This window comes from Lysinibacillus sp. FSL M8-0216 (assembly GCF_038595555.1).
GTDB lineage: Bacteria > Bacillota > Bacilli > Bacillales_A > Planococcaceae > Lysinibacillus > Lysinibacillus fusiformis.
The window spans coordinates 3518806-3533806 of record NZ_CP152007.1; the positions used below are offsets into that span (position 1 = coordinate 3518806).

A 15001-nucleotide genomic window follows, 5' to 3' on the forward strand; every position below is an offset into this window, starting at 1 on the left:
ACACCTCATTTTATTTTTAATAAACCATAACCATAAGAAGAATCATAACCATCTTCTCCTAAATCAATTACATTATTTTTACCAAGATTTTTTTCAAAATTATTATCTTTTAGCAGTTTTGCTATTGCTCCTGTAACATAGGCTGCTGCAAAAGAGGTCCCTGTAAAAGCAGAATAACCTCCAGTATTATCAGTTGATAATATCTTATAACCAGGTGCAACATAATCGATTTTTCCTGTAGCAGATGAATTTAATAGTTTTAAATCTTGATTAATACTATTAACTGAGATTACCCCCTCATATTTGGCAGGATAATCTACTCCAAGTCCATAAGTATTTCCAGCAGCAGCAACTATTATAATGTTGTAGTCTAAAGCACGATTAATAACTTTTTCTAAACGCTTATCCTTAGTCTGAAAACCAAAACTTACATTAATAATATCTATCTCGTTTGTAATACACCACTCAACAGCATCTATAAAATCATCTATAGTACCATTACCTTTTCCATTAAGAACTTTTAGGTCAAATATTTCTACATTTGAAACGATTCCTTGAATTCCAAAATCATTACTTTGAGCAGCTATAATACCTGCAATTGCAGTACCGTGGCCAAAATCATCAATAACTGCTTTTTCAGGTTCCACAAAATTTACTGCATTTTTTTCTGATATATTTAAATCTGGATGCGATTTATTAATACCACTATCAATTATTGCTACTTTTAGTAATTTGTGATCTGAAACATCTTCTACTTGCGATAAATCTAAAGTTGAAGCTTTAGAAACTGGTAGATTAGTTAAGTTTCTATCAGGAGAAACATTTTTGCCATTACCCTCAATTAAGAAAAAACAGATTACAAGTATTATACTTACATAAACAATAAATCTATAAATTAAATACCTCTCCTCTTATGTTTGAATTAACACTTGTTGACTAGTCAATATTAGCTATTGTGCTATTTAACAAATTTCATTATTCTCGCGAGCAAATATTATCCTATCATTACCAATATATCCAATTCAATATTATATTCACGCCACTTTTTTGACGGTGTGAACGCCATTAATTTGGCGCTATTCAAAGGAAATCCGTAAATTCCGCCAAATCACGCCACTTATCCCCATATTTTTTTAGTGCTATATATACATTTATAGTGTTAACTCAATTTTACACTTGACATTTTCAATAAAAACAAAAATTATTTTTACTATTATATTAATAACAAGTTCATTAATTTGACTATTGACATACCATATATATTACTATTCATATTATAGTTTTTTGTACTAAACGCTAAACGCCCATTACCAATTAAGGTAACCTATTAAGCACTTCGTTGTGCAATGATAATTTTTAAACCTTCAAAATCTCCGCCAGTCAATATACCAGCGTCGAATTTATCAAGCCATGACTTATCAATAAGCTTTTTATCTACTGCTTGTTTGAGGTAGTCGCGTACTGCAGCTTTTGTTGAATCGTTTGTGAATTTCATTGTGCTATCATCCTTTTCTGTTGGTTTTTGTGTATCTTCAATAAGCTGTACCTTTACAGCACTACTTGTCGGAATTACTACTTGCCCTTCTAATTTATAGCCTGCAGGCATCTTCCATGTCGTCGGAATTTCAAAATGAGGTGCATCATACTGACCTACTGGCCAATAGCCTCCCCAAGTGATTCCTAACTTTTTAGCAATTGCCCCAACCTTTGAAAGAGTAGAAATATCATATAGATTCCGTGGAGGAGCAACAGCAATATCCCAAGCTCTACGCGATGTATGATTACTATTTCGTGTCCAAGTAACTACTTGCCCTGGTCTGGTTCGACCTTGTTCATATAAATAGTTTTGGCGCGCTTGGCTGCGATATGTCTCTGTGATGAAAACAAAGTCTATGCCAGCCTTGTAGCACTCTTGAAAGAGTAGTCGGCAGGCTGTTTGAGCAGCTGCAGTTAATTCACTTAAATCTCGACATGTTTGAGTTACGCTTGTCATTTAACCTCACCCTCTCCTGATTTATCTTTTACAATTGCTAAAATATTTTTTACAAAGTCAGGCATTGGCAAGCCCATTTTAGTACCGTTTTCCGTGATCGATATAAATTCAAGAACACAAAATGCAACGGCTGCTCCATCCCCTGCGTACTCAATGCCAGGAATCACAACGGACAATAAATAAACCGATCCTACTAGCATTAAATAATAAATCTTGCGTATGATGCCGTTAAAGCCTGTACGACTATTTAAGTTTTGATTAACGACTCCACTCATGATGCCAGTGGCATAATCAATAGCCATGAAACCGATTAGAACCGTCACAGCTATTCCTAACCCATCAACCGAATATGAAATAATTGTGCCGATTGCTCCACTTACTGCAGCGATCCATTTTTCCATTACAACACTTCCTTTATGCATAATAAAAAGCACCCTCAGCTGAGGGTGCTCGTCTACTTTAATGAAATTCATAGTATATTAATTATTATTTTTATACTCAGTATAATTTTTTAATATAATCACGCTTATAAACGATCCAACTCCACCAATTACATATAGAATCAACGAAAATCTTCCGAAAAATAGAAATGGACTAAACATAAAAGCAATAGAAATAACTATCAATATTACTATTAATAATATCATTGGAATATTTCTATATTGATTAGAGAGCTTAAATAATTTACTAAATGGTATTTCTCCGCTTCTCACCTCTCTTATTTCTAACCCCTTCCAATCTTCTAGCATCATTTGAACTTTTTTATCACTCTTCTTACGGAGTATCAAACAATTATTTGAAGACATTTTAATAATTTTCCATTCTTCGTTCGTATTATCTAATTTTAAATAGTAATCAGCAGTTAATGTTAATTTTTTTTCAAACCAATTCATTATAATGATTAACACCTGAAATAGTACAACTATAATTGCACCAATAACTAGAAAAATTGATATTACCACACTAGATTCCACTGAAAATATTTCTTGTCTTTTCTCCGGATCGAATAATATTCTTACATATGAGATTATCATTATAAATGTAACAATTACGATTAGTTTCCAGAAACTTATCTTTATTCTTTGTAAATCATTCATAAATTTTTTTTCAAATTGCGTTGTATTCCAATAGTTAATTGCTCTAGGAATAACGTATATAAGAATAGACAATAAAAATAAATAATGTGGATTATCTATTACGTTTTCTAATAACACCATGGTTCCTTTCCTCCAATCCATAAACTACATTCGACAAAAGGAAAGGATTTCCTTCTAATTTAGACAATAAAATAACGCTAAGCGTCTGCTTGCGTTTACTTCTTTAACTCATACTTCAATGCGTCAATCTCACGCCTCATTTTACTGATAAAGGTAGGCTTATCATTATCGAACACGACCTCTATCTTTCGCTTGCCGTATTCATAAATTTCTTTTACAGTAGTTATCCTAGTGTCCATCGTAACGCCCCAGCCTTTGTCACGAACAGTAACCACATCACCAACATTGAAATCTTTCCCGTAAATTAATCTTGAGGTTGTGAGTATTTGTCCGCCTAAGTAGATCTCTTGGGCATGCTCTGACAGCTTTTCGTTACCCCGCTTGTTTAAATCAGCTACAACCTTTTCAACAGGGCGTGGGTTTCCCTCATCGTCTTCTTCTGATACATCTCTTGCATCTACAAACATTTCATATCGGTCAGCTCCTACAGCGTCACCAATGGAGATAATTCTGCGTTCTACGCCTTCACCCTGTCCTGCAACGACTGCAAAGTTCTTATAATCCAAATCACTTTCGGTGTATTCGAGGGATTTAATTGTTTCGAACTCCGTTGAGAAAATAACTTGTGGCAACCCCGTTTGATTGGCTAGTAAGTTTCTTCCTTCTTTCACAACGAATACAAAACGTTTATTTTTCAGATCAAGCTCAATGTTCCAACCTAATCCATGAAACTCAGATAATTCAGTGAGCTTTTCATTTAATGGATCATACCTTGAATTTTCTTCAATGGCTGGACCTTTATTTTGGTTAGCGCCTAGTACTAGTCGTGGGAAGATGCGAGCCGGATCACTTGGATTAATCATCTGTGTACTTACAAAATGACGCATTACTGTTTCAACATTACCTGTCATACTTTCATGTGTCTTACCTGTTGCCGGATAGATAAGTCGCTGAGACGTGAATGTTTTTAATGATAAGGCTTTAATGCTCCAGTTTTCCGTTTGCTTGCCGTTTTCGTCTAATTCAATTTCTCGATGCCTGATGATGTAAGCTTGATCTAATCGATTGTAAGGGAAGATGATATTACCTTTAATCAATTTGTCAGCATGTTGTAGGTATCGGTTGATTCGAAGCTCTAACTCTCCAATACCTGACCATGAGATACCTATTTGGGTTGAAGAGTATCGATCCACTTCGCCTAGTAAATTGAATTCATCGTCAATTATTCTTAAAGGGATATTTTGCATGTGGTCACCTTCTTTTGCATAATAAAAGCACTCTCAAATGAGAGTGCTATAAAGTGTCTAAGCTTTTCACAACTTTAAGTAATATAGCTTCGTTTTTTTCGAAAAATGATTTAGATACTTCTGCATTTACATTGTAAATAATATCATTTTCGATAAAAACTAATTCGTAATGAACTTTTTCATCTATATTCCCTATTATGAGCTCGGCACTTTTATCATTATCTAGAGTTATTCTCTGAATATCGAAACCATTATTTTCAGCATTTTCATAAGGATTCGATATATCTTCCATATAGTACGATGCATAGGTAAGAATATGTACGTCTGGATTTCCAACATACAAATTAATACCATCTTCATTATCTGACTCTTCTCCAATTGTCCATTCAGGCGGATAATTTACTGAGAAACCATATTTGGAATTAATGTATTTTTCCCACTCAATACTTTTACTCTGGATTTCATTTTCGCTACAAGCTACAAGAAGTGTAAATATAAAAATTAAAGAAAAAAGTTTTTTTAGCATTTCAAAATCTCCGTTTTTAGAATTTAATATTCATGCATCACTAATTATTCTACTGAAAGCAACGGAATCCTCCTAAAAATGACAATAAAAATAACGCTAGCTTATTGCAGCGTTTACTGTTCGTCTGATATTGCTTGTTTATATGGTTCTGGCACATCGTTAATCGTGATGCGCTGCATATCTATTAAGAATAGATACCCTCGTAGTTTTGGCAGAAATACTATCTCCATTATGCATTACCTCCTGCAACTAAAATTGTTTCCCACAGATCGGCTACACTACCTTTTAGTGCTTGATTCTCTTTTTCTAATTCATCAATTTTCTTCAATAATTGATAAGCTGGTACAATCTGCTTTGTTGTAGATGATGCAGCAACGTTTCCATCTTGGTCTACTCTATCAACAGTAATAATAAATTCAAGTTCCATACCGATATCGAAACTATCACTCTTAGCAATGGAATGACCTTCAACCACCGACTCTGGCTCTGTTTCGTGAATTTTAATCACTAACTTTGTATCATCATCGTATTCTAAATAAAACATATTACGCACTCCTTTTACTTGTTATACTTGAACGACTGTACCTAATGGATTAGAAGCGAAACAGATAGCAAGTACATCACTAGTTGCCCACGTATCTGGATTTGTTCTCCCACGGGCGTATAATTGTACTCGGTCACCATTATTTATATCAAAATCCTCTGAATAGAAAGTACCTGAACTACTATTATTGTCTCTTGTAATACCTTTTGGTACGCCATTGATATATATTTGACCATAGACATGTTCATAACCTTTTCCAGTTCCTGAGCCATACAGATCAAATGTAATTCTGACTCTGCCACTGAAATTACATATAATTTCTTTGATTTTTTTAAAATCGCTCGTGTATTGCACTGTATACCCTACTGATGCTACAACAGCCGCATCACCAACACTAGGCGTTGGTGAACCAATAAGATTACCTGTTACACCATCAATAGTTACACCATTCTTGATGTTACCAGGAATCAATTGAGATAAATCGAGTGTTCCAGTAATGTCTCCATTATCCACCGTAGCTGTTTTTCCCTTTCGCACATCGCTAGGTTGTGCGTTTCCTGCCCCCCCTTCACCCTGTAAGATAAAAGCCCCTGCACGATAGCGAACAGTATAAACACCATTAGCCTTTGCGTTACTAAACGTTGTGCCATTTGCTTTCTTGATTGGAATAGCACCCAAACCATTAATATTTAATGTTATGGCTGCTGTACTATTAGAGGTAGCAGGGAATGAAACAGCCAGGCCATTTTTATAACTTGTAATATCAGGAACAGTAGCAGTTAATACGTTGGCTGTGCCGCCTACTGTTTCAATCCACTTAATGTGTGAAACATCAACTATATGGTTCGCGAACCCCTGCTCTAACTCTGCTATTTTAGCTGCTAAATTAGCTGCTACATTTTCATCTAATATATCTTTAATCGATTCAATCCAAGTTAAATATTCTTGTTTCTGAATTGCTTGCCACGTCTCAAAATCATTTTTCTGCTGCAATTGCCAAGCTTCCATATCATCCTCAAGCGTCCGTTTCTTGAGATTAAACCAATAATCCCACTGTTGCTGAAACACGCTTGTAGGCACGCTAATAAGCGAATAAACGATACCACATAAATCTTCTTTCATACGTTCGTCTACAAGTTTTAGAGGCTCTAAGGAAGATGTATTTTTGGTTAGTCGTATTTGTGCTAACGATAATTCAAATACATATTGATCTCGTTGTAATGATGGAGGTACAGGGTTGGTAGCCGATACGCCTTCTTTTACAAACAGTCTGATGAATCGAGCGTTATTCCGTTTATCCAAACGCAACACAATACGGTCAATGCGATCTAAATTCGGCTCAGGAAGACCATGCGCTAAAAATAATGGCGTTGTATTATGATATTGATATCCTTGTATTAATGCCTTTCCAGCCTCTACATACGTTTGCATCGTTCCTACATTTACTTTTACTTGTAAATTCGGTGTGCCGTCTTTATGTAACAACCCACTCGATAGCACATCACCAAAATAATCAGCAAAGTCACTCGCATAGTGCCAACGTTCATCTCCTGGTGCTGAGTTAAAAAACTTAAATATTTCAGCCACTTTCATCCCTCCTATACTGCGTTGTATCGCTTATGGTAGCTGATGTTTACAATTGCTCCTTGGACGTCATTATCAGCCGTATAATTGATGTCGTTTTCTCCTAACTGCAGTTTAAAAAATACACTGTCTAAATGAAGCCAGTTTATAACGTTTCTTCGAGATCCATCTTCATCAACAAATTCAACCGATTTTGTTCCTGGTGTTGTATCGATTACCATCTTTTCACCTTCAGTGAGTGTTTGATTGACCTTAATGAACTCACCAGTTGTTATATTTTCGATTTTTGGATTCGTCGCAGGGCCATAAAACTCGATATAGAGTGGCGCTGCTACATCTCCGTCATTGTTAATGATTCGTCTATCCCTTTGCATCCCCATCTGAAAAGGACCACTAAATGGGAACTGAAATAACGGTTTGAATGCTGGTTCTTCATCGATTTTCAAACTACGCCAATAAGGATCTGGTGCCACGAAATTGATCATGCCTTTTTGTAATGTTTTAGCCCTGCCTTCGCCATCTGGGAAAATCGGTACACTAGATGCAACTACTAAAATCTCACGGACTAGAAAATCATTTTCATACCGTAGAGTACCGGGACCAAGCTTTGGATTGACAATATGCGCTACCTCTGTTCTCCGCCTTGACACGGTTTCATATCCACCCTCGTCTACTGCATTAACTATAAGAAATGTAATATCAATTGGTCGTTCCTCTAGCAATACATCAATTAAGGTGCTTCCGTCTTCGTACGGTACCCGTTGTGTTTGTAAATTGGCTGGTACATCACCAAGTCCGATAATCTCTTGCAAATAAAAAGGAGGACCGCCAAATGTGACGGACTCTCCAAAACGATTGGTATATGTGACTGTCTCCACAAGACGACCTCTCCTTTATCTAAATGGTATTTGTTGAGCAACACGTTTCAATTCCCGTGCATTTTCTGATGGGCTTAATGGCGTTGGTGAATGTAAGTTCACCACTTGATGTACTCCTCCACCATTCGTACCTTGTCCACCTTCACCATTTACATTAACATCAACTTTTACTTTGTGTTCAATCTCGGTTTGAATGGCATCGATGGCACCATTGATGTCGTTAATAATATCACTAACTTCGACGTGAGGTTGAATCCATTCAGCTACTCTTTCAGCAGCTTTAATGGCATCCGATTTCATATCAGCTAGACCGATAATAATCCCTTTCACCAAGTTGTGACCGATCATCTTTTTACCCCAACGGCTTGGGCTATGGATGTCTAATGCTCCTTGAATAGTAGCTTTGATACTCTCTGCAATGGATTGAGCTTGTGCGAGTAAATCAGGCGTTAATTCTGATAACCCTTGTTGCATGCCTTTAATAACATTACGGCCAATCTGAGGCATTGTAGCAACCATTGCATTAAACTGATTGACAGTACCTGTACGCACTTCTTTAATTTTGTTGGCCCATTCCGTTTTATAGGTATCTAACTGCGTAGCTGTTTCGGCTGTTAATTCTTCTATCTTTTTAGCCGTATCTTCTTTCATCCCAGTTAACTCTAACTCTGCTTGGGAACGTGCAAGATTAGATTTCTCTTGCCATAGTGCCACATATTCAGCAAGTTGAGTAGCACTCAATGTATTTAAGGCTGCGATCTCAGCAGATGCAGATGGACCTAACGCTTGTAATTCAGATAATAACCCTTGGTCAATTCCTTTTGCTCCTAATGCTTGTAGATTAGCTGCCCATTCTTGGAATGCCTGATTTTGACCTCTCAAGTTATCAATCAACTTTTGACCAGATACAGCAGCTTTCTCTTCCATTTCATCGAAGATACCTATAGCGCTATACAAAGATTGTTTCCGAGAATTAACTGCATCCTCATATTCTTGTGTAAGTGCTTTGGAACCATCAATTAGTTTTTGGTTAGTCTCTTGAATCTTAGCTGTAAACTCATCGTTTAGAGAGATTAACTTATCATGGATTTCTTTTTTCGTTTGAGCCACTTTTTCTTCGTAGTAAATACGTTCCTCACTACCAGCTTTATACTGCTTCATGTACTTTTCGTAGGCTGCTAGTTCCTGTGTAAGTGATAACTGATTGAAATTCTTTTTTCGCTCAATGTAATTTTTCTCTTTTTCAAACTGCTCTTTGGCAAGTTCGGCCATTGCTTTATTGTAATTATTCTGTGCTTTAATACGCTCTTTTGTATTTTCCTTAAACAGAGTAGTTGCATACTTCCAGTACCCTGCTTGTTGTTCTGTAGACCATAATTCAAGGGATTCTTTGTTAGACACATACTGCTCTAAAGCTTCTAACGTTTCAGCTTGCGACTTACTTCTTGCTTTCGCCAGTGCATCAGCTTCTTGTTTGGCTAATTTCTGACGACTAGCTGCAGCATCGGCCAAGATGTTGTTAATACGTAGTTGTTGAGCTTTAGTGTTTGTTTGTGTCTTTTTAGATGATGATGCTTTAATAACTGAAATTTGTTGTTCAGTTTTACGATCAAGGTCAGCACGTTTCTTAGCGTAATCTTTTTGAATAGCAAGAGCATTAGCGCTTGTATTGGACGTAGAATTTTTAACAATATAATTAATGTTATCCATCGCGGATTTCGTTGTTGTAATAGACTTACTAAAATCAGGGATAGCCTTACCAGCCATGATGTTCGTAGCCTTTTGAACCACGTTAGTAGCAGACTCAATACCCTTAGCAACACCGATGGGAATCCATTTAGCTAAAGCAATCATGACACGTGATGGTGAATGAATGCCTAGTTTGTTTCGTAGCCACTCTGGTAGTAATTCAGCTAGCTCCATAACTTTTGCTTTTACCTTGCCGAACCAGTTATTGATCCCTGTCACTAAACCAGCTACGATGTATTCCCCAATCTTCACTAGACTGATGTTTTCTAGGAATGATTTAGCAGCATTCCACCCATTAACAACAGCCGTTTTGACATTCTCCATTGCCGTTGAAACAGTGGTTTTAAATCCGTTCCATATCGTTTCAATCACGTTTTTAATACCATTTAGTATTGTAGAAACAGTATTCTTAATGCCTGTCCAAATGCTTTTGATAACGTTGGCAATAGCATTCAATACGGTTGAAATGAAATTTTTAATCCCATTCCAAACTGAACGGACAAGACCAGAGATGCTTGTAAACATATTATCTAGGAATGATGCAATACTTCTCCAAACAGACGTGAATATAGATTTGATGCCGTTTAGAATCGTATTGAAGAAAGACTTTATACTGTTCCAGATTGATGTGATCGTACTTTTCATGCCATTAAATATTGTTGTGACAGTACTTTTAATCGTATTTAAAGTATTGGTGAATATCCCTTTAATAGCTGCCCAAATACCTTGGAGGAATGTTTTAGCAGTCGAACCAAACGCTTTGAGGGGACCAAGTAATTTACCTACAAAGTACAGGTTCACAACACCCCATACAGCTTGTAATGCTCCCACTAAGATTTGCTTAACACCATCCCATACTCCCTTCCAATCTCCTTGGAACAAAGATGTGAACACCTTTACAATGCCTAGAATTATGTTCACTGCACCTTTAATTACATTCATTATCGCGTCCCAAGTAGAGACAATTAAAGCTTTCACAACCGGCCATACAAACTTCATGATAGCTCCGATGACTGTCATGGCTGTTGTCACTACATCTCCAATAAACTTCCAAATTGTAGATGCAGTTGCCTTAATGCTTTCTTGGTTTTCATTCCAAAATGACGTTATCTGTGCCCAAACTGACATGATCGAGTTTTTAATTGCTGTTACAGCCATAGATATCCCCGTTTTAATTACTTCCCAAACGGCTTGAACTTGTGACCTAAATTTCTCATTTGTTTGATACAAGCGTACCAAGACTGCAATGAAAGCTACTATTGCGATCACAATTAAACCAACTGGATTTGTTATTAAACCTTTTCCAAAGGTTTTAACAAAGGACAAGATTTTTGCTCCTACTGTTGTCAAAGTCCCACTAAAATTAGTGAACAGTCCTCCAACACCCTTTAAAGCTTTCCCTAAACCACCTGTAATGGCAGGACCTAACCCTTTAAAAAGCTCTCCAAACGCAATGATATTAGGAACCACCGCAAGTAAAACACCACCGATTGAAATAAAACTTGCTATTAGAACCCCTATCATTCTGTTACTTTCCATCCCACCGTTCATGAACTCTAGAATACTATTCACAATATTCATTAGCCCCGCACCAACTGGAGCCATACCAATGCCCAAGTTCACTAAAAAATTAGTAAGGTTACCGATTAGTTGCAATACACTAGGCGCTGTTTGCTGTACATAGGATAGGAATGTTTGGAAACCTTGATTTTGTGAAAGGCTAGCTGACCATTCCTTAAATCGCGCCATCATTGCTACAAGACCATCCATCATTCCTGATGATGAGCCAGCAAATGCACTAAAGAAATAAATTATCCCGGCTGTCGCATCTCTGAAGATTGCTCTAATCTTTGGCATATTTTCATTTACATAATCCATAAATGATTGGAATTTGGAACTACTTGAAAGGCCATTTGACCATTCCGCAAATCGTGCTGTCATTTCCTCAAAGCCTTTTGCTGTCGAGGCTGTCAAAGGGGCAAATGCTACTAACATACTTGCTAGCCCTTTAAATAGGTTTCCCATAGATCTTGTTACTGTTTTCAACATTGGGGCACCAGTTGTGTTCAAGTAATCTAGAAACTTCTGAATAGGTGGTGTGCCAATGGCTGTGTTCAGTTGCGTCATCAAACTAGATACTGCCTGAGCACTTGATAAGAATAATGGTCTTAACTTCGTTAATAGAGTGTTTGTTATTTGCATGGCACTCGTAAAAGCATTTAATACTGGCTTTTCTGTTTCTTCTACAAGCGATTGATACGTTTTCTTCATGTTGTCAAAAGAAGATTTGGCATTCATTTGAGCTGACGTTAATTTCGCATTTTCATCAAATAACTTTTTGATGGTTGGTATCGCAACTGCCGCAAATGCTCCAGCTGCTACACCAGCACTTGTAAACGCTCCAGCTAAAGCAAAGGTTGAACCTGCTACTGTACCGATCATTGGACCAAGGTTAGCAATAGCTACTCCAATATTCGCTATAAGTGGTGCAATCATCGGTAAAACAGCAATCAATGAGCCGGTTAGGGTGTGTTGCATCAATTCACCAAAAGCACGAATATCTGTGGCAATGCGTTGTATCTTTCTTTGAAAGTTCTCTATTCGTGCCTCTATCTTAATGACGACCCTTTCTCGAACTAATGTAGCTATTCGCGCTCGAATTTCGGCCATACGACGGTTAAACTCGGATACATCTGCTCCAACATCTACGTTCACATCATTTGCAGTAGTACGTATCGTGTTTTGGACTTGTCGCATACGGGCCATAAATTCGGTGATACGTGCACCAATACGCGCTGTAAAGTTCCCGTTCATCTACTTCACCCCTTCTTATTAAAGTTTTCAGCCCATCGCTTCATCGCTTCTTGTGCCTTGGTATGTCGAGTAGTATCAATCTTCTTCGACTCTTTCCACGCATTATCACCATCAATAATTCGCTTGCGAGCACTTCTGGCATCAAACAAGTCCTTCTCTATGTTCAACTTTTTCTTATTAGCAGCGATACGATGAAATACAGCCATATGAGCCATGTTGTCGTAATTGTCAACGACCTGTAACATAGCCCCTTGCTTAAAAGCTTTGTACTCATTAGGCGTCCACGACATAATGAGATCTACATCGTAAATCTTCATGTGTTGTGCAACGTCTGTAAGTACTTCCAGCCATTCTAGTCCGTCGACTCTGTTGTTTCGCCCAATAGCTCCGCCTTCGCGTCCATTAGCATTTGAATGCCCTTCTCGTTCTCGGCTTTTTCCTCGTCTGATTTGCCCATTGTTTTGAATAGCTCTAAGTTCTTCCAAAACGTCTTCACACTTTTTTTGAAAAAACCCGATGCATTGATTTCTTGGAAAGCCTCTTTAAATAATTGATCTGTGTCTCCGTCCTCATTGATACGATCCTCTAAAGCTGCTTCAATATCTGCGATACTTGGACGCTTTTGTAAATGTGCTAATCCGCAGTCCCAAAACGCTTTTAATGCGTCTAAATCGAATTGCAGAAGCCCTGTATAGATACCATTAAAGCCACCAACTTCATTTCCGTTTTCATCTGATTGGTTGTAGTTTTTATCTGCTAGATTTTTAAATGCAAAACCGAATTTTGCCTCTTGTTGTGTACCTGCAATTGTTAATGTAGCCATGTTATATAGCCCTCCTAATGTTTTGTTTGTAGTAAAAGAAAAAAGCACCCCTAAAGAGTGCTTTGATTAAGAAGCTGTAACAGTTACAGCGACTGTCGTTGTTTTGCCACCACTTGCTGTTGTAATAGTAATTGTTGCTGAACCTTCGGCCACGCCTGTGATTAATCCAGCAGGTGTCACCGTAGCGATTGCCACGTCACTTGAAACGAATGTTACGTTTTTATTAGTCGCCTCTGCAGGAAGTACAGTAACTGTTAACTGACGAGTGCTTCCGACTACTACAGATGTTGTTTGCGGGGTAACCGATACACTATCCACTGGAGCACCTTCTGTTTGTTCTTTGCCAAATTCACCTGACTTTTCACCTGGCATTTCAAAGCCATAGCGTGCGAACTCAATTACTTCAGTTGGCAATGGTGGGAGTTCCCCAGTTTGGGATTTACCGATAACTTGTAATGTTGCCGAAACCTCTTGGAATCCGTCACCAGGACTAGATTTCTCTACTGACTCAACTAACGTGTAGGCAAACACAGCATCATGTTTACCATTCGCATTGAGCTCTAGGTCAACTTCCCACACCTTTAATTGCTTTTCGTTTCGGATAGCATTTAAGATAGCCTTTTGCCCTGGATCACTTTTATCACCATAAGCCGTAATTTCAAATGACTCACTCGATTGACCGTATGCTAGGATACGCCCAAATTTTGTTTGTTCATCTACAAGTTCATTCTCCATAGAGTAAGAGTTTTCGGTTAAATTACCGATTAAAAATCCATCCTCACCAAGAGCAGCAGTTGCCAATTGTACGAGTAAGACCGTGTCTTTACCGTTTTGCATAAGTGTTTTCCCTCCTAAAATAAAAACAGCCCATTTAGGACTGTCAGATGTTTTGTACTTTATATTGAATTGTTAGAATGCCATGTTTTACACCGGGGCTATTATCGTCTATTACGCGTGATTCACGTCTTGTAACACTTAATACTTTCGCACCTTGTATCGAGTAGTTTCGAGCCATTAGAGCCTGTTGGCAAGCTGATAACATCTCATACGTTTTACGTTTACCACTGTAATCATCGTTATCCTTCCACCAAGTATGAATAGTAAAAGTAATGGTTTCGACATTACTGGTTTTGGTATCAAATGGGCTCGTGTAAGGCTCTGAGATTGTTACGTATGGATATGGTGTGTTCTCATCGACTGCATCACAAACGCCAAGATCATCTTCATCTTTTCGTGTAATGGATGTTAGGGCTTCGCAAGCCGTTAACTTTTGATAAATTACCCTCTGCAATTCAAAGAAAGGCAAGGCATAGTAATTACTCATAAGCCTAATCGCCTCATTTCTCTTTCGAAGTATTCTCGACCAGCATCTACAGCAGGGCCCCAAAATGGTTGAGCTCTCATACCTTCGGTGGTTACATATCGACCTAGTTTTGTGCTGAAATATGTCCATGGTGTTCTACGGCCATTTCCCGAAACACTATAGATACCTGTGCCGTGCTCCACATATCAATTTTGTTATCGTAGTGGCTTTTTATCCTCTACTTCTTACAGTCACCTGTAAGTTCGGCATACATTTTCAACCATTAAAAAAGACAACCTTTAACGGTTGCCGGACACTCGTGC

At 37.7% G+C, this 15001-nt stretch carries 14 protein-coding genes and 1 pseudogene; all 15 read right to left on the bottom strand.

Annotated elements, in window-relative coordinates; translation table 11 throughout:
• Positions 1-5 precede the first annotated feature (5 nt).
• Positions 6-896: a S8 family serine peptidase gene (locus MKX57_RS17340; protein ID WP_342551135.1), complete on the bottom strand. Its 891-nt coding sequence runs from the start codon at positions 894-896 to the stop codon at positions 6-8.
• Positions 897-1327: 431 nt separating this feature from the next.
• A complete protein-coding gene (locus tag MKX57_RS17345; protein ID WP_342550458.1) occupies positions 1328-1993 on the bottom strand; it encodes a M15 family metallopeptidase in 666 nt (221 codons plus the stop codon).
• On the bottom strand, positions 1990-2394 hold the full coding sequence (locus tag MKX57_RS17350) for a phage holin family protein (RefSeq protein ID WP_342550459.1): 405 nt from the start codon (positions 2392-2394) through the stop codon (positions 1990-1992). Before MKX57_RS17350 ends, MKX57_RS17345 begins: the two co-directional genes overlap by 4 nt.
• A 78-nt stretch (positions 2395-2472) precedes the next feature.
• Complete coding sequence (locus MKX57_RS17355) at positions 2473-3210, bottom strand: hypothetical protein (protein ID WP_342550460.1); 738 nt, start codon at positions 3208-3210, stop codon at positions 2473-2475.
• 95 nt (positions 3211-3305) lie between these two features.
• Positions 3306-4457, bottom strand: coding sequence for a siphovirus ReqiPepy6 Gp37-like family protein (locus MKX57_RS17360; RefSeq protein ID WP_342550461.1), 1152 nt, complete (start codon positions 4455-4457; stop codon positions 3306-3308).
• 46 nt (positions 4458-4503) lie between these two features.
• On the bottom strand, positions 4504-4983 hold the full coding sequence (locus MKX57_RS17365) for a hypothetical protein (RefSeq protein WP_342550462.1): 480 nt from the start codon (positions 4981-4983) through the stop codon (positions 4504-4506).
• 229 nt (positions 4984-5212) lie between these two features.
• Complete coding sequence (locus MKX57_RS17370) at positions 5213-5527, bottom strand: hypothetical protein (RefSeq protein WP_342550463.1); 315 nt, start codon at positions 5525-5527, stop codon at positions 5213-5215.
• A gap of 21 nt (positions 5528-5548) precedes the next feature.
• Complete coding sequence (locus MKX57_RS17375; protein ID WP_342550464.1) at positions 5549-7114, bottom strand: hypothetical protein; 1566 nt, start codon at positions 7112-7114, stop codon at positions 5549-5551.
• An 11-nt stretch (positions 7115-7125) separates the two neighbouring features.
• A complete protein-coding gene (locus MKX57_RS17380; protein ID WP_342550465.1) occupies positions 7126-7989 on the bottom strand; it encodes a phage tail family protein in 864 nt (287 codons plus the stop codon).
• 15 nt (positions 7990-8004) lie between these two features.
• Complete coding sequence (locus tag MKX57_RS17385; protein ID WP_342550466.1) at positions 8005-12552, bottom strand: hypothetical protein; 4548 nt, start codon at positions 12550-12552, stop codon at positions 8005-8007.
• Positions 12553-12557: 5 nt separating this feature from the next.
• Positions 12558-12842 carry a hypothetical protein gene (locus MKX57_RS17390; RefSeq protein ID WP_342550467.1) on the bottom strand — a complete coding sequence of 95 codons (285 nt, stop codon included), beginning with the start codon at positions 12840-12842 and terminating at the stop codon, positions 12558-12560.
• Between the two features lie 62 nt (positions 12843-12904).
• The gene (locus MKX57_RS17395) at positions 12905-13375 is read right to left on the bottom strand and encodes a tail assembly chaperone (protein ID WP_342550468.1); all 471 of its coding nucleotides are present in this window, start codon (positions 13373-13375) and stop codon (positions 12905-12907) included.
• A gap of 66 nt (positions 13376-13441) precedes the next feature.
• Positions 13442-14212, bottom strand: coding sequence for a phage major tail protein, TP901-1 family (locus MKX57_RS17400; protein WP_196243933.1), 771 nt, complete (start codon positions 14210-14212; stop codon positions 13442-13444).
• A 43-nt stretch (positions 14213-14255) separates the two neighbouring features.
• A complete protein-coding gene (locus tag MKX57_RS17405; RefSeq protein WP_342550469.1) occupies positions 14256-14699 on the bottom strand; it encodes a DUF3168 domain-containing protein in 444 nt (147 codons plus the stop codon).
• A pseudogene (locus MKX57_RS17410) lies at positions 14696-14884 on the bottom strand (HK97 gp10 family phage protein); the annotation flags it as partial. The pseudogene MKX57_RS17410 and the gene MKX57_RS17405, both read right to left, overlap by 4 nt.
• Between the last annotated feature and the right edge of the window lie 117 nt (positions 14885-15001).